This is a genomic window from Mycolicibacterium neworleansense (genome assembly GCF_001245615.1).
Taxonomy (GTDB): domain Bacteria; phylum Actinomycetota; class Actinomycetes; order Mycobacteriales; family Mycobacteriaceae; genus Mycobacterium; species Mycobacterium neworleansense.
In genome coordinates this window covers 2,516,013-2,531,033 of record NZ_CWKH01000001.1, presented here as the reverse complement: position 1 = coordinate 2,531,033, position 15,021 = coordinate 2,516,013, and the positions used below count along the sequence as shown (strand labels likewise).

The following is a 15,021-nucleotide window of genomic DNA, read 5'->3' as shown; positions in this document are numbered from 1 at the left end:
TGTCATGAGCGCTCTGCTGCGTGCTGTGCGCCAACAGCGGGGTATGACCCTTGAGGAGCTGGCCGAAGCGACGGGATTGACCAAGAGTTACCTGTCCAAGGTCGAACGGCAGCGCTCCACCCCGTCGATCGCGGTTGCGATGAAAGTTGCCCGTGCGCTCGATGTCGATGTCGCACAGTTGTTCTCCGAGGATCCGGCGGTCACGACGTTGTCGGTCGACCGCGCCGGCGACCGCAGTGACAACCGGTATCAGGCCGTGGCCGCCGGGATGCTCGGGAAGTCGATGTCGCCGTTCATCGTGCGACCGACACTCAAGTTCGCCGAGCACCCGCATCCGGAACACGCCGGGCAGGAGCTGGTGTTCGTCCATGCCGGCGTCGTGGAGCTGCGCTACCAGGATGAGTTGGTCACCCTGGAACCCGGCGATTGCGCGTACTTCGATGCCTCCTTGCCGCACCAACTGCGGCAGCGGGGAACCACGCCGAGCGAGGTTCTGGTGATCACGCACACCGAGTACAGCCGCAATCGCTGAAGGCCTCTCAGCATTTGAGGTTGACGTGCACGGTGGGGATCGGTTCGAAATCCGGCAGTCCGTGAATGGTGACCGTCTTGGCTTGCGGGCGTACGACGACGGCGCGGACATCGGTCACGGTGCACTGACTGAGTGGGCCGCTGCCGACCTTGTTGATGATCACCCGCTTGCCGTCGGCCTGTAGGCGCGCGATGGTTTCGGCTGCCGACGGGCCGGTGGGGGCCGCGGCGGCAACGGCGGCTCCGGCGGTGAGCCAGCTCGCGACCGCGCCGATAGATAACGCCGTGCAGGTTGCGATGTTCTTCATGGCTTTCCACTCCTTCTTGATGGTCTGAGCGATACGCCTCCAATCATAGGACACAATGTGTCATAAAGGAAACGTGATTGACCCGCGATTGCACGTAGCGGAGTCCATACTGTTGACGTCAGGACACTATGTGTCCTACAGTTCGAGTTGTGTCCCCGGTAACCCGAAGCGGAAAGGAATCCCGAGATGACCACCACGCTTGGTGATTCGAAACAAGTTCTGATGCAGCGCGCACTCGATGGCTTGTCGGCCCACATCGAAGAATCAACGCTGACGACGCGACAGAAGCTCGCCCTTACCTGTCGGGCTTTGTTCGATGCCGGCCACGACTCAGGTCTGGCGGGCCAGATCACCGCGCGGGCCGAGAAGTCGGGCACCTACTACACACAGCGCCTGGGTTTGGGGTTCGACGAGATCACCGAGGACAATCTGCTGCTCGTGGACGAAGATCTGAACGTTCTCGAAGGCGGCGGAATGGCAAATCCCGCCAACCGATTTCACAGCTGGATCTACCGCGCTCGGCCCGATGTGCAGTGCATCGTCCACACCCACCCGTTCCACGTCGCCGCGCTTTCGATGCTCGAAGTTCCGTTGCAGGTGTCCCAGATGGACATCGCGCCGCTGTATGACGATTGCGCCTTCCTGGCCGACTGGCCCGGCGTTCCGGTCGGCAACGAAGAAGGCGAGATCATCAGTGCCGCACTGGGTGACAAGAAAGCCATCCTGCTGGCCCACCACGGGCACGTAATCGCCGGGGCCAGCATCGAGGAGTCGTGCTCGCTGGCGATGTTGATCGAGCGTGGCGCCAAACTGCAATTGGCCGCCATGGCAGCGGGAACGATCGCCGAGCTGCCTCCGCGCCTTGCCCGCGAGGCCCACGACTGGACGCTGCGGCCCAAGCGCAGCCAGGCGAACTTTGCCTACTACGCCCGCCGCGCGCTCCGCAATCATCCCGACGCGTTGACCAGTTGATCCCGAGTCCCAGCCCTCATCCGTACGAAAGAAGGACACAAACATGCCCTCCAGCACTGAGATCCACGGAATTCTCGCCTATCCGGTGACTCCTTTCACCGAGGATCACCAGATCGACACGGGCAAGCTGGCCGCCCTCGTCGACCGGTTGGTCACCGGGGGAGCGCACGGAATCGTCCCGCTCGGCAGCACCGGTGAATCGGCGTATCTCACCGAGGCCGAGTTCGATACCGTCATCGACACCACGATCGGGGTGGTCGACCGTCGGGTGCCGGTCATCATCGGTGCGTCAGATCTGACCACTGCCAACACTATTCGTCGTGCGCGGTATGCCGAGCGGGCCGGTGCCGACGCGGTCATGGTGCTGCCCATCTCCTACTGGAAACTGTCCGAACGGGAAATCGCCCAGCACTACGCGGCGATCGGTGCCGCGATAGGCATTCCGATCATGGTGTACAACAACCCAGCCACCAGCGGCATCGACATGCGGCCGGAACTGCTGGTCCAGATGTTCACCGACATCGACAACGTCACCATGGTCAAGGAATCCACCGGGGACATCACCCGCATGGAGCGCCTGGCCGAGCTCACCGGCGGCCAGTTGCCGTTCTACAACGGCAGTAATCCCATGATTCTCAAGGCCTTCAAGGTCGGAGCCAAGGGCTGGTGTACCGCGGCGCCGAACCTGCTGCCGCAGCCGTGCCTCGATCTCTACGCGGCGGCACAGGCTGGAGACTGGGCGAAGGCCGAGGCCATATACACCGAACTCAAGCCCTTCCTGGAGTTCATCGTGGCCGGCGGTCTGCCCACCACGGTCAAGGGTGGACTCGGGCTGCGGGGGCGGGGGGTGGGAGCCCCGCGCCCGCCGCTGCTTCCGCTCGACGCCGGCGGTCGTGAGGAGTTGCGCCAGCTCCTGCTATGAGCCCTTTCGGCCCAACAACTTTCGGGTGCGGGCCGGCGCCGCGGCGGGTATGTCGGCGAGGATGTCGGCGAGCGTGACGCCGTCGAGGCTGGACCGCCAGGCCTGGTGAGCCTCGGCCATCTTCACCGCCAGGATGCACTCGTGGCGGCACCAGCCGGCGGGTAGGGCGCCGCGGCCCTGCTGCCGGATCTCGCGGCATTCGTACGGCGGTGATGCGCCGTCGACGGCCTCGACGATCTGAAGCAGTGTGACGTCTGTGGGTGCCCGCCCGAGCCGGAAGCCGCCGCGCGGGCCGGTCGTCGCGGCCAGCACGCCCGCGCGGGTCAGCGCTTGCAGCTGTTTGGCCAGATAGGCCGCGGGCAGGTCGAAGTACTCCGCCAGATCGGCCGCCGATGCGGTGGCCCCGGGCTCGAGCTGCGCCAGCGACGTCGCGCAGTGCAGCGCCCACTCGGTGGCCACGGGAAGTTTCACAGCCCGTAGTTTATTACAGATATTACGGACCTATATAGTCCGAGATATCTGTCGGCGAGGATCGGAGAAGCCATGCGAATCGCAGTTGCCGGAGCTACGGGAAACATCGGGGCGCGTGTGGTCGCCGCCCTGCAGGGAGCAGGCCATGACGTGGTGGCCATCAGCCGCTCGAACGGGGTGGACCTCTCCACCGGTGAGGGCCTCGACGCGGCTTTGACCGGGGTGCAGGCGGTGGTCGACGCGATCAGCGCCCCGCCCACCGATCGGGACAGCACGGTGCACTACCTTGGCGCCGCCACCCGCAATCTGCTCGCGGCCGAGGAGCGGGCCGGCGTGGCGCATCACGTGCTGCTGTCGATCGTGGGGATCCACGACATCGAGGGCAATCCGCACTACGCCGGAAAACGTGAGCAGGAGAGGCTGATCGAGGCCGGGCCGGTGCCGTGGACGATCGTGCCGGCCACCCAGTTCCACGATTTCGCCGAAATGGTGGTGGGCTGGACCGAACAGGACGGTAGCGCCGCGATCGCGCCGCTGCTGGTGCAGCCCATCGATCCCGACGATGTGGCCGCCGTGCTCGCCGAGGTCGTCGTGGGTGCCCCGCAGGGCCGCTACACCGATGTGGCCGGCCCGCAGACCCAGGACCTGGTGGACATGGCCCGGCGCACCCTGGCGGTGCGCGGTCGGGAGGTGACGCTGGTGCCGACGTGGTCCTCGGTGTTCGGTGTGCAGATGGCCGGCAATGCGTTGCTGCCGGGCCAGGGGGCACGTATCGCGCCCACCACCTTCGAGCAGTGGCTGAGCCGGCAGCAGTAGACGCGGGCCACGCCGGGCCGGGGATTGTCACCGGTCCCTGACATCATGGAGCGCATGCCGTTGGAGGCTGCCTCGCCCGCGCTGGGCGATCTGGACGATGAGCAGCGGGAGGCCGTGCTGGCCGCCCGCGGCCCGGTGTGCGTGCTGGCCGGTGCGGGTACCGGCAAAACCCGCACCATCACCCGCCGGATCGCGCACCTGGTGGCCGGAGGTCACGTCGCCCCCAGCCAAGTGCTCGCGGTGACGTTCACCGCGCGGGCCGCCGGTGAGATGCGGGGCCGGTTGCGGGTGCTCGGCCAGGAGTCGGGGGTGAACACCGCTGCGGTGCAGGCGGTGACGTTTCACGCCGCGGCGCGCCGGCAGCTGCAGTATTTCTGGCCGCGCCTGGTCGGGGATACCGGCTGGGAGTTGCTCGACAGCAAGTTCGCCGTGGTCGCGCAGGCCGCCAACCGGGCCGGCATGCAGACCAGCACCGACGACGTCCGTGACCTGGCCGGTGAAATCGAGTGGGCCAAGGCATCTTTGATCACCCCCGAGGGCTACAGCACCGCGGTGGCCAAGACCGGGCGCGACATCCCGTTCGACGCGTCTAAAGTCGCGGCGGTCTATTCGGGGTACGAGGCGCTCAAAGCTCGACGGGACGGCTCGGCGTTGTTGGATTTCGACGATCTGCTGCTGCACACCGCCGCGGCGATCGAGAACGACGCCGCGGTCGCCCAGGAATTCCGCGATCGCTACCGCTGCTTCGTCGTCGACGAGTACCAGGACGTCACCCCCCTGCAGCAGCGGGTGCTCGACGCCTGGCTGGGGGAGCGCGACGACCTCACCGTGGTCGGTGACGCCAACCAGACGATCTACTCGTTCACCGGGGCCACCCCGCGTTTCCTGCTGGACTTCTCGCGGCGCTTCCCCGACGCCGCGGTGGTGCGCCTCGAGCGTGACTATCGCTCCACGCCGCAGGTGGTGTCGTTGGCCAACCGGGTCATCGCGGCGGCGCGCGGCCGGATGGCCGGCAGCAAGCTGCACCTGGTCGGGCAGCGCGATCCTGGCCCCGAGCCGACGTTCTCCGAATATCCCGACGAGGTCGCCGAGGCCAACGCCGTCGCCCGCTCCATCAAGAAGCTGATCGAAAACGGAACGGAGCCGGCCGAGATCGCGGTGCTCTACCGGATCAACGCGCAGTCCGAGGTTTATGAGGAGGCGCTCACCGAGGCCGGGATCGCCTTCCAGGTGCGCGGTGGCGAGGGCTTCTTCAGCCGCCAGGAGATCCGTCAGGCGCTGGTGGCCATGCAGCGCTTCGCCGAGCGTGACATCCCCGAGGACAACCTGCCCGCCCTCGTGCGTGAGCTGCTCGAGCCGCTCGGCCTGACCGCCGAGCCACCGGCCGGTACGAAGGCCCGCGAACGCTGGGAGGCGCTGACGGCGTTGGCCGAGTTGGTCGACGAAGAGGTCGCGGTGCGTCCGGAACTGGATCTGCGGGCGCTGGTCGCCGAGTTGCGCCAGCGGGCCGATGCCCGGCATCCACCGGTGGTGCAGGGTGTGACGTTGGCGTCGCTGCACGCGGCCAAGGGTCTGGAGTGGGATGCGGTGTTCCTGGTCGGCCTGGCCGACAACACACTGCCGATCTCGCACGCGCTCGCGCACGGTCCCGACAGCGAGCCGGTGGAGGAGGAACGCCGCCTGCTCTATGTAGGGGTCACTCGCGCTCGGGTGCACCTCGGGCTGAGCTGGGCGCTGGCCCGCACTCCGGGCGGGCGTCAGGGCCGGCGGCCGTCGCGATTCCTCAACGGCATTGCGCCGCAACTGCAGAATTCGGCCGGCTCCGGTCCGGATCGGGCACGTCGTCAGCGTGGTCCGGCGCCGCGCTGCCGGGTATGCAATGCCGCCCTGACGACGCCGCCGGCGATTATGTTGCGCCGCTGCGAAACCTGCCCGTCGGACCTGGACGAGGAGCTGCTCTCCGAACTCAAGGAGTGGCGGCTGCGTGTCTCAAAGGAGATGAAAGTCCCGGCGTATGTGGTGTTCACCGACAACACCCTGATCGCCATCGCCGAGTCGATGCCGGCCGACGAGGCTGCGCTGGTGGCTCTCCCCGGAATCGGTGCACGCAAGCTCGAGCAGTACGGCCCGGATGTTCTCGAGTTGGTCAAGGGCCGCCAAAATTCGTAAAGATTGCGCCAAAACCGCAGGTAGAAAATAGGTTGTGCGATTCGGCTGTTAGGCTTTAGCCTCGTAACACAGCTCTGGTGACGAGACGGAAGGAGGGTGCCCGCAATGGATATCAACATCGAATTCAGCGGTGTAGCGGTTGCAGGCATGCCGTTGTCCGTGCTCGCCGTCTCCGCTGCCGTGGTTTCCCCGGCAGCGCATCGGTACGCCGCACCCGCTGCCCCCGCCGCCGCTGGATGGCCGGCCGCCGCCGCTGCTGCTATTGCACCGCAGCACAAGCGCCGCCCCGCCGCCGCGACTGGCGCGTCCGTGGATCGGAGCCCCTACTAGGTAGAGCTCCCATCACCAGCCAAATGGCCACGGACCGCAGTCAACGGGATCCGTGGCCAATTTTTTTGGGAGTTGTTCTCCACCCCAAGAAACCTGGTCGCAGATCCCTCGAAGAGACAGATCGCCGACAAACTACGACCAGGAAGCAGGGGGATAAGCACATGTCCATTGCGATGACCGCTCCGGAGGTGAGCGTCGCGCCGTCGACATGCGAAGAGCGGCTGCCGGCGGTGCCGTGCCACATCGGGAATCCCGATCTGTGGTTCGCCGAGAGCCCAGTCGATCTGGAGCAGGCCAAGGCGCTGTGCGCGGATTGCCCGATCCGCAACGAGTGCCTGGCCGCCGCACTGGAACGGCAAGAGCCATGGGGTGTTTGGGGCGGCGAGATTCTCGACCGCGGAACCATCGTGGCCCGCAAGCGGCCGCGTGGGCGTCCGCGGAAGAGCGTTGCCGCGGCCTGACATCGGGCGCCGACGTCGATACTGCGCTCAGGGTGCGAAAGTTCGAGAAGAACGCACCCTGAGCGCAGATTCGTCGCTTCTAGGCGGCTTCTTCGACGAAGCCCGGAACGAATTGTGTGGCAATCGCTTTCACCGGCACATGGGCATCGAGCTGACAGCAGATCGCCGTGATGGACGCGATGACGCGCGCCGGGATCGCCAGGTTCGCCGGGAGGTCGAGTTGGCGGGCCATCTTGATCTGCGCGACCGAGTTGTCCATCTGCCCGGCGGCCATGCGCTGCAACCACCGTCGGGTGTAATGGAAGACGTCGACCTCGATGGGTTCGACGTACTGGCGCAGCATGTCGTTGACTTCCTCGATCGAGACCTGTTCACCCTTCTGGATGAATCCCGCGGCCTCCATGACCGGAAGCAACTCGTCATAGTTCTTGTCGCGGGCCAGCCGGATCATCTCGCCCAGCGCGTAGGGCAGCCCGCCGGGCAGCGGTGCCACCGCGCCGAAGTCGATGACGCCCATTCGGCCGTCGGGCAGCAGCATGAAGTTTCCGGGGTGCGCGTCCCCGTGCATCATCTCCAGCCGTTCGGGTGAGCCGAATGTCAGCTCGGTCAGCCGGGTGCCCATCAGGTCGCGCTGTTCAGGCGTCCCGTCGCGGATGATCTCCGACATCGGGATGCCTTCCATCCATTCGGCGATCACCACCTTGGGGGCGCTGGCCACGATGTGGGGAATGGCGAAATGCGGGTCGTTCGCGTAGGCCTTGGCGAAGGCCCGCTGGTTGTCCGCCTCCAGCCGGTAGTCGAGCTCCATCTCGGTGCGTTCGATCAGCTCGTCGACCACACCCTGGATGTCTGCACCCGGGGCCAGCTGCTTGAACACGCCCACCAGTCGCTGGATGGACTTGAGGTCGGCCCGCAGGGCTTCGTCAGCCCCGGGGTACTGAATCTTGACGGCCACCTCGCGGCCGTCGGACCACACCGCCTTGTGTACCTGGCCGATGCTGGCCGAGGCGACCGGGGTGTCGTCGAACGAGGTGAACCGGTCGCGCCACTTGGTGCCGAGCTGGGCGTCGAGCACCCGGTGCACCTTGGCGGCCGGCAGCGGCGGGGCCTCGCGCTGCAGTTTGGTGAGGGCCTCGCGGTACGGCTTGCCGTACTGCTCGGGGATGGCTGCCTCCATCACCGACAGGGCCTGGCCCACCTTCATCGCGCCGCCCTTGAGTTCACCGAGGACGGTGAAGAGTTGTTGCGCGGCTTTGTCCATCAATTCGGCAGTGACTTCGTCCTTGGACTTGCCGGTCAGACGCTTGCCGAAGCCCAGTGCGGCCCGACCCGCCATGCCGCCGGCCAGGCCGGCGAGCTTCGCATTCCGTGCCACGCTTCCACGTTTGATGTCAGACACCAGACCATCATCCACGACTCGCCTGAATGGGCCGCATCCAACTGGCAACAAACGTTTTCAACACGGACAGTCGGGGTGGCGCGTCCAGCGTCGCGCGACGATCGAGTACCCAGTGGCGTCGAGTTCGAGGGTGGTGTTCAGCGTCGGCGGGACCTCGGGCGCCGGCTGGTCACCACCGGCGTGCCCGACCGCCCGGATCACCAGGTCCACCTGGTGCATCGCCAACGCCGCGGTGGCCAGGATGGTCGCGCGGCTGGCGCTGCCGACCGCGCCGCGCAGCTGCGTGGCCACGGCCGGCCATGCCGCGTCGCGATCGGTGCGGTGCAGGTCGGCGCAGTGCAGGCAGCTGGTCACCCCCGGGATCACGAGCGGCCCCACCAGCCCGGCGCCGTCGCGAACCCGCACCGGCAGGTGGGCGATGCCGCTTTGGTGCAGGTCCTGCAGTAGCTGTGGGTCGGTGACCTGATCGTCGGCCAGCACCACCAGGTCGGTGGAGGCCGCCACGTTCCTGGTGTGCGGGTTGGCGCTGTGCCTGACTTTCGCGCCCGAGCACCGCAGGCCGTTGGCCAGCAGTTCTGACAGGGGTCCGCGGCCGTGGACGCGGATGGAGGCCGCGCGGGCGCGTCGTGACGGCCTGGTGGCCATCGAGGTGAGCATTCCGGTCTCGGTCAGCGCGTCGATCAGCTCATCGATGGCCCCGCCATCATCGAATGCTTCTGTGGCCGTGACCAATTCGTCGCGGGTGGCGCCGGTTTGCAGGGCGCGCAGCAGCTCGGCCAGTTGTGCCTGCGTCATGCCGGCCGGGGGACGGACCAGCACGGCGCGCCGCGGATCCCAGCCCAGCTGAACCGCCTCGTCGGGACGCAGCAGGATCGGTCTGCCCGGGGCCAGCACGTAGCGCGTCATGCGATGACTTTGCCACGGCAGCGGGGACGGCCGTTTCAGTTATCCACAGGCCGTGCGCAGGGTCAGTTGCCGCTGTCGTCGCCCTTGTCGCGGCCCTCGCCCTGTTCCTTCTCCAGGTCGGCGATGGCCTGCTCGAAGGCGCTGTCGAGGCCGCTGGTGTCGCCGCCGATCATCCGGTCGATGAACCCGGCGGGCTCGTCGAGATCGGCCGCGCTGGGCAGAAGGTCGGGGTGCTGCCACACGCTGTCGCGGGCGTCGGTGCCGACCGCTTCGGTCAGCCGTTCCCACAGCACCGCGGCCTCGCGCATCTTGCGGGGGCGCAGTTCCAGGCCCACGAGCGTGGCGAAGGTCTGTTCGGCCGGCCCGCCGGTGGCGCGACGCCGGCGCAGCGTCTCGGCCAGTGCCGAGGTGCCGGGGATGCGATCGCCCAGCGCCGCGGTCACGACGGTCTGCACCCAGCCCTCGATGAGCGCGAGCAGGGTTTCCAGCCGCTCGAGGGCGGCTTCCTGCTCGGGGGTGGCCTTGGGCTCGAAGATGCCCTGGTTGAGCAGCTGTTCCATCTCCGACGGATCACCGAGGGAGGCGGGGTTGAAGCCACGCGCGAAGTCCTCGATGCCCGTCATGTCGACCTTCATGCCCTTGGCGAAGGCCTCGACCGTGCCGAGCAGCTGGCTGGACAGCCACGGCACGTGGCTGAACAGCCGGTGGTGGGCGGCCTCGCGGGCGGCCAGGAAGGTCAGGATCTCGCTGCGCGGACGTTCCAGCCCTTCGGCCAGCGTTTCGATGGCTTCGGGCATGAGCGCCGCGACACCCTTGGGGCCCAGCGGCAGGCCGATATCGGTGGAGGTCAGGACCTCGCGGGACAGCTTGCCCAGTGCCTGGCCCAGCTGTGAGCCGAACGCCATGCCGCCCATCTGCGACATCATCGCCAGCAGCGGGCCGGCCATGCTCTTGGCCTCTTCGGGCAGTGCCGAGGCCCACACCGACGAGATCTGCTCGGCCACCGGGTCGCAGAGGCGTTTCCAGGTGTCGAGGGTGTTGTCCAGCCAGTCGCTGGGCGTCCACGCGACTGATCGGGTGGTGCCCGCGGGCAGCGGGGTGACCCCGTCGAGCCACGTCTCGGCCAGCCGCACCGCGTCGACGACCGCGCCGGTCGTCTTCTCCGGTACGGGTGCGACGAAGCCGATCGAGTTCGACGCCAGCTGGCGGGCCAGGTCGTAGTTCACCGGACCGGACTGTTTGCCGCCGGCCATCGCGCTGCCTGCGCCGCTGAACATCTCGCCGAGCTTGGTGAAGATCTGCCCGAGGTCGCCCATGTCGAAGTTGGCTCCGCCCATGCCGAAACCGAACGGATCCGATCCCGGACCTGGTCCGGAGTTGCCGGAGCCGGACCCCGAATCGGGGTCCTTCTTGTCTTTGTCTCGGTCGGGGTCATTCCCGGCGGAGAAGCCGAAGGGCAGGTCAGCCATACCCACAACGGTACTCATCACCGGGTGCCGGGGTGCGGCTGTGGGTCACGCTGTGGGTGAACACGTTCGCGCAGGCTTTACTGTGGGCGGCGTGAACAGGCGGATTTTGACGCTGCTGGTTGCGCTGGTGCCGATCGTGGCGTTCGGCGTGCTGCTGTCGGTGGTGACGGTGCCCTTCGTCTCGTTGGGGCCCGGTCCGACGTTCAACACGCTCGGCGAGGTCGAGGGCAAGCAGGTCGTCGACATCGAGGGTCCCGACGCCCACGTGCACCCCACATCGGGTCATCTGAACATGACCACGGTGTCCCAGCGCGACGGCCTGACCCTGGGCCAGGCGATGGCGTTGTGGATGTCGGGCCGTGAGCAGCTGGTGCCGCGCGACCTGGTGTACCCGCCGGACAAGTCCAAGAACGAGATCGACGAGGCCAACAACTCCGATTTCAAGAAGTCCGAGGACAGCGCCGAGTATGCGGCGTTGTCGTACCTCAAGTACCCGATGGCAGTGACGGTGCAGAGCGTCACCGACCCCGGTCCTTCGGCCGGGAAGCTGCACGACGGCGACGCGATCGACGGTGTGAACGGCACGCCGGTGGCCAACCTCGACGAGTTCCAGGCCATTTTGAAGAAGACCAAGCCGGGCGAGCAGCTGGTCATCGACTTCCGTCGTAAGAACGCGCCGCCCGGGGTCGCGACCATCACGCTCGGCGACAACCCCGACCGGGAGTACGGATTCCTGGGGGTCGGGGTGCTCGATGCGCCGTGGGCGCCCTTCGACATCGACTTCAACCTGGCCAACATCGGCGGCCCGTCGGCCGGGCTCATGTTCAGCCTGGCCGTCGTCGACAAGCTGACCACCGGCGATCTCAACGACGGAAAGTTCATCGCCGGCACCGGAACCATCACCGGCGAGGGCAAGGTCGGGTCGATCGGCGGCATCACCCACAAGATGCTGGCCGCCAAGGAGGCGGGGGCCACGGTCTTCCTGGTGCCCGCCGACAACTGCACCGAGGCCCGGTCGGCGCTCCAGGACGGCATGGACCTGGTGCGGGTGGAGACGCTGACCCAGGCGGTCGATGCGCTGCACACGATTTCTGCCGGTGGCGAACCTCCTCGCTGCTGAACCGCACCCGGCCGGTGGATGACTAGAGTTGTAGAAAATCGGGCGGCCCCATCGGGCATGTCACGAGTCCACCGAGGCTGAAACGGGAGTTCACGAGTGGGGATGCGGCCCGCGGCGAGGATGCCGAAGCTGACGCGACGTAGCCGGGTGCTGATCGGCCTGGCACTGGTGGCGGTGCTGGCGTTGTTGATCGGACCCCGGGTGGTCGACGGTTACGTCGACTGGTTGTGGTTCGGCGAGTTGGGGTACCGGTCGGTGTTCACCACCGTGCTGGCGACCCGCCTGATCGTGTTCCTCGTGGTGGGGTTGCTCATCGGCGCGGTGGTGTTCGCCGGGCTGGCGTTGGCCTACCGCAGCCGTCCGGTGTTCGTCCCGGCCGCCGGCCCCAATGATCCGGTGGCGCGTTACCGCACCACCGTGCTGGCCCGGCTGCGGCTGTTCGGGATCGGGGTGCCCGTCTTCATCGGCCTGCTGGCCGGTGTGATCGCGCAGAGCTATTGGGTGCGGGTGCAGTTGTTCCTGCACGGCAGTGATTTCGGGATAACCGATCCGCAGTTCGGCCGCGACCTCGGCTTCTACGCGTTCGACCTGCCGTTCTACCGGCTGGTGTTGACATACCTGTTCGTCGCGACGTTCCTGGCGTTCGTCGCGAACCTGCTGGGGCACTACGTGTTCGGCGGGATCCGGCTGACCGGGCGTAGCGGGGCGCTGAGCCGCGCCGCACGCATCCAGCTGATCAGCCTGGTCGGCTTCCTCATCCTGCTGAAGGCATTCGCGTACTGGCTGGATCGCTACGAGTTGCTCAGCAACACCCGCGCCGCCAAGCCGTTCACCGGTGCCGGCTACACCGACATCAACGCCGTGCTGCCGGCCAAGCTGATCCTGCTGGCGATCGCGCTGATCTGCGCGGTGGCGGTGTTCTCGGCGATCGTCCTGCGCGACTTGCGAATTCCGGCCATCGGTGTGGTGTTGTTGCTGCTGAGCTCGCTGGTGGTGGGCGCGGGCTGGCCGCTGATCGTCGAGCAGTTCAGCGTCAAGCCGAACGCCGCGCAGAAGGAAAGCGAGTACATCAGCCGCAGTATCACCGCGACCAGGCAGGCCTACGGGCTGACCGACGAGACGGTGACCTACCGCAATTACGAGAGCAACGGTCAGACCACCGCCGCGCAGGTCGCTGCGGACCGGGCGACCACGTCGAACATCCGCCTGCTCGATCCGACGATCGTCAGCCCCGCCTTCACCCAGTTCCAGCAGGGCAAGAACTTCTACTTCTTCCCGGATCAGCTGGCCATCGACCGCTATGCCGGCCCTGACGGCAATCTGCGCGACTTCGTCGTCGCCGCACGCGAACTCAACCCGGACCGGTTGATCGAGAACCAGCGTGACTGGATCAACCGGCACACTGTCTACACCCATGGCAACGGCTTCATCGCCTCTCCGGCCAACACTGTGCGCGGTATCGCCAACGACCCCAACCAGAACGGCGGTTATCCCGAGTTCCTCGCCAGCGTCGTCGGCGCCAACGGCAAGGTGATCTCACCTGGACCGGCGCCGCTGGATCAGCCCCGCGTGTACTTCGGGCCGGTGATCGCCGACACCTCTGCCGACTACGCGATCGTCGGCAAGAACGGTGATGTCGACCGCGAGTACGACTACGAGACCAACACCGACACCAAGAACTACACCTACACCGGCACCGGCGGCGTGCCGATCGGCAACTGGCTGGCCCGGTCGGTGTTCGCGGCCAAGTTCGCCGAGCGGAACTTCCTGCTGTCCAACGTGATCGGAGAGAACAGCAAGATCCTGTTCAACCGGGATCCAGCCGAGCGGGTCGAGGCGGTGGCGCCGTGGCTGACCACCGACACCAGCGTGTACCCGGCGATCGTCAACAAGCGCATGGTGTGGATCGTCGACGGCTACACGACGCTGGACAACTACCCGTACTCGGAGCTCACCACGCTGTCGAGTGCCACTGCCGACTCCAACGAGGTGGCGGTCAACCGGTTGGCTCCCGACAAGCAGGTGTCCTACATCCGCAACTCGGTCAAGGCCACCGTCGATGCCTACGACGGCACGGTGACGCTCTACGCCCAGGACGAACAGGATCCGGTGCTCAAGGCCTGGATGAGCGTCTTCCCGGGCACCGTCAAACCGAAGGCCGACATTTCCCCGGAGTTGCAGGCGCACCTGCGGTACCCCGAGGACCTGTTCAAGGTGCAGCGGTCCCTGCTGACCAAGTACCACGTCGACGATCCGGTGAAGTTCTTCACCAACGCCGACTTCTGGAACGTGCCGCTGGATCCCAACCCGAACGCGAGCAGCTATCAGCCGCCGTACTACATCGTGGCCCGGGATCTGGCCAACAACGACAACTCGTCGTCGTTCCAGTTGACCAGCGCACTGAACTGGCTGCAGCGCGAGTTCCTGGCCGCCTATGTCAGCGCCAGCTCGGATCCGTCGAGCTACGGCAAGATCACCGTGCTGACCATTCCGGGTGAGGTCAAGGGTCCCAAGCAGGCGTTCAACGCGATCAGTACCGACACCGCGGTGACGCAGGACCTCGGTGTGATCGGCCGCGACAACCTGAACCGGATCCGGTGGGGCAACCTGTTGACCCTGCCGGTGGCCGACGGCGGATTGCTCTATGTGGCACCGGTTTACGCCTCGCCGGGTACCAGCGATGCGGCTTCGTCCTATCCGCGACTGATCCGCGTGGCCATGCTCTACGGCGACAAGGTCGGCTACGGCCCGACCGTGAGCGACGCGCTGACCGAGCTGTTCGGCCCGGGCGCAGGGGCCACCGCCACCAACGTGGCCCCCACTGACGGCAAGCCGCAGGCCGCTCCGGAGGATGGGCAGGCACCGCAGGTCGTCGCACCCCCGGCGGCGGCGATCCCGCCGGGTCAGCCGGTGCAGTTGTCGCCGGCCAAGGCTGCCGCGCTCAAGGAGGTCGAGTCGGCCCTGTCGGCGGCGCAGGATGCGCAGCGCAGCGGTGACTTCGGCAAGTACGGGCAGGCGTTGCAGCAGTTGAACGATGCGATGAACAAGTTCAACTCGTCCAAGTAGCGCATCGGTGTGAACTGACAGAAAGTGCCCACTCTCCTTGGAGGGTGGGCACTTTCTGGTCTGTTCGACCGGTCTGAGCAG

Annotated in this window: 13 protein-coding genes; 8 read left to right on the top strand and 5 right to left on the bottom strand. The window is 66.7% G+C overall.

Annotation, left to right across the window (positions count from 1 at the left end; all coding sequences use genetic code 11):
• Positions 1-4 precede the first annotated feature (4 nt).
• The gene (locus BN2156_RS11995) at positions 5-532 is read left to right on the top strand and encodes a helix-turn-helix domain-containing protein (RefSeq protein ID WP_090513866.1); all 528 of its coding nucleotides are present in this window, start codon (positions 5-7) and stop codon (positions 530-532) included.
• Between the two features lie 7 nt (positions 533-539).
• On the opposite strand, the gene BN2156_RS11990 is transcribed toward BN2156_RS11995, so the two are convergent.
• Positions 540-839, bottom strand: coding sequence for a hypothetical protein (locus BN2156_RS11990; protein ID WP_090513863.1), 300 nt, complete (start codon positions 837-839; stop codon positions 540-542).
• A gap of 186 nt (positions 840-1,025) precedes the next feature.
• On the opposite strand from BN2156_RS11990, the gene BN2156_RS11985 reads away from it, so the two are divergent.
• Positions 1,026-1,811: an aldolase gene (locus BN2156_RS11985; RefSeq protein WP_090513860.1), complete on the top strand. Its 786-nt coding sequence runs from the start codon at positions 1,026-1,028 to the stop codon at positions 1,809-1,811.
• 43 nt (positions 1,812-1,854) lie between these two features.
• A complete protein-coding gene (locus BN2156_RS11980; RefSeq protein WP_090513857.1) occupies positions 1,855-2,733 on the top strand; it encodes a dihydrodipicolinate synthase family protein in 879 nt (292 codons plus the stop codon).
• On the opposite strand, the gene BN2156_RS11975 is transcribed toward BN2156_RS11980, so the two are convergent.
• On the bottom strand, positions 2,728-3,204 hold the full coding sequence (locus BN2156_RS11975; RefSeq protein WP_090513855.1) for an RrF2 family transcriptional regulator: 477 nt from the start codon (positions 3,202-3,204) through the stop codon (positions 2,728-2,730). The two genes, BN2156_RS11980 and BN2156_RS11975, sit on opposite strands and share 6 nt — an antisense overlap.
• 72 nt (positions 3,205-3,276) lie before the next feature.
• Here BN2156_RS11975 and BN2156_RS11970 point away from each other — a divergent pair, with 72 nt between their 5' ends.
• The 3 genes from BN2156_RS11970 (at position 3,277) to BN2156_RS11960 (ending at position 6,980) form a co-directional block, all read left to right on the top strand.
• Complete coding sequence (locus BN2156_RS11970; protein ID WP_090513852.1) at positions 3,277-4,020, top strand: SDR family oxidoreductase; 744 nt, start codon at positions 3,277-3,279, stop codon at positions 4,018-4,020.
• 45 nt (positions 4,021-4,065) lie between these two features.
• The gene (locus BN2156_RS11965; protein ID WP_162490782.1) at positions 4,066-6,189 is read left to right on the top strand and encodes an ATP-dependent DNA helicase UvrD2; all 2,124 of its coding nucleotides are present in this window, start codon (positions 4,066-4,068) and stop codon (positions 6,187-6,189) included.
• Between the two features lie 491 nt (positions 6,190-6,680).
• The gene (locus BN2156_RS11960) at positions 6,681-6,980 is read left to right on the top strand and encodes a WhiB family transcriptional regulator (RefSeq protein ID WP_090513846.1); all 300 of its coding nucleotides are present in this window, start codon (positions 6,681-6,683) and stop codon (positions 6,978-6,980) included.
• 79 nt (positions 6,981-7,059) lie between these two features.
• Here the strand turns inward: BN2156_RS11960 and BN2156_RS11955 are convergent, their stop codons facing one another.
• The 3 genes from BN2156_RS11955 to BN2156_RS11945 all read right to left on the bottom strand — a co-directional run bounded on the left by BN2156_RS11955 (position 7,060) and on the right by BN2156_RS11945 (position 10,754).
• Positions 7,060-8,394, bottom strand: a complete 1,335-nt coding sequence (locus tag BN2156_RS11955) for a macrolide-binding ATPase MABP-1 (protein ID WP_162490781.1) — start codon at positions 8,392-8,394, stop codon at positions 7,060-7,062.
• 42 nt (positions 8,395-8,436) lie between these two features.
• Positions 8,437-9,285, bottom strand: coding sequence for a bacteriocin biosynthesis cyclodehydratase domain-containing protein (locus BN2156_RS11950; protein ID WP_090513843.1), 849 nt, complete (start codon positions 9,283-9,285; stop codon positions 8,437-8,439).
• A 62-nt stretch (positions 9,286-9,347) separates the two neighbouring features.
• Positions 9,348-10,754: a zinc-dependent metalloprotease gene (locus tag BN2156_RS11945; protein WP_090513840.1), complete on the bottom strand. Its 1,407-nt coding sequence runs from the start codon at positions 10,752-10,754 to the stop codon at positions 9,348-9,350.
• Positions 10,755-10,845: 91 nt separating this feature from the next.
• On the opposite strand from BN2156_RS11945, the gene BN2156_RS11940 reads away from it, so the two are divergent.
• Together BN2156_RS11940 and BN2156_RS11935 are read left to right on the top strand one after the other, a co-directional pair.
• The gene (locus BN2156_RS11940) at positions 10,846-11,874 is read left to right on the top strand and encodes a YlbL family protein (protein ID WP_162490780.1); all 1,029 of its coding nucleotides are present in this window, start codon (positions 10,846-10,848) and stop codon (positions 11,872-11,874) included.
• A gap of 96 nt (positions 11,875-11,970) precedes the next feature.
• Complete coding sequence (locus tag BN2156_RS11935; protein ID WP_090513835.1) at positions 11,971-14,940, top strand: UPF0182 family protein; 2,970 nt, start codon at positions 11,971-11,973, stop codon at positions 14,938-14,940.
• Positions 14,941-15,021: the final 81 nt, after the last annotated feature.

Excerpts from the sequence above, each read along its gene's own strand:
- BN2156_RS11995 (WP_090513866.1), top strand. The coding sequence starts at position 5 with ATGAGCGCTCTGCTGCGTGCTGTGCGCCAACAGCGGGGTATGACCCTT.
- BN2156_RS11990 (WP_090513863.1), bottom strand. The coding sequence starts at position 839 with ATGAAGAACATCGCAACCTGCACGGCGTTATCTATCGGCGCGGTCGCG.
- BN2156_RS11985 (WP_090513860.1), top strand. The coding sequence starts at position 1,026 with ATGACCACCACGCTTGGTGATTCGAAACAAGTTCTGATGCAGCGCGCA.
- BN2156_RS11980 (WP_090513857.1), top strand. The coding sequence starts at position 1,855 with ATGCCCTCCAGCACTGAGATCCACGGAATTCTCGCCTATCCGGTGACT.
- BN2156_RS11970 (WP_090513852.1), top strand. The coding sequence starts at position 3,277 with ATGCGAATCGCAGTTGCCGGAGCTACGGGAAACATCGGGGCGCGTGTG.
- BN2156_RS11965 (WP_162490782.1), top strand. The coding sequence starts at position 4,066 with ATGGAGCGCATGCCGTTGGAGGCTGCCTCGCCCGCGCTGGGCGATCTG.
- BN2156_RS11960 (WP_090513846.1), top strand. The coding sequence starts at position 6,681 with ATGTCCATTGCGATGACCGCTCCGGAGGTGAGCGTCGCGCCGTCGACA.
- BN2156_RS11950 (WP_090513843.1), bottom strand. The coding sequence starts at position 9,285 with ATGACGCGCTACGTGCTGGCCCCGGGCAGACCGATCCTGCTGCGTCCC.
- BN2156_RS11945 (WP_090513840.1), bottom strand. The coding sequence starts at position 10,754 with ATGGCTGACCTGCCCTTCGGCTTCTCCGCCGGGAATGACCCCGACCGA.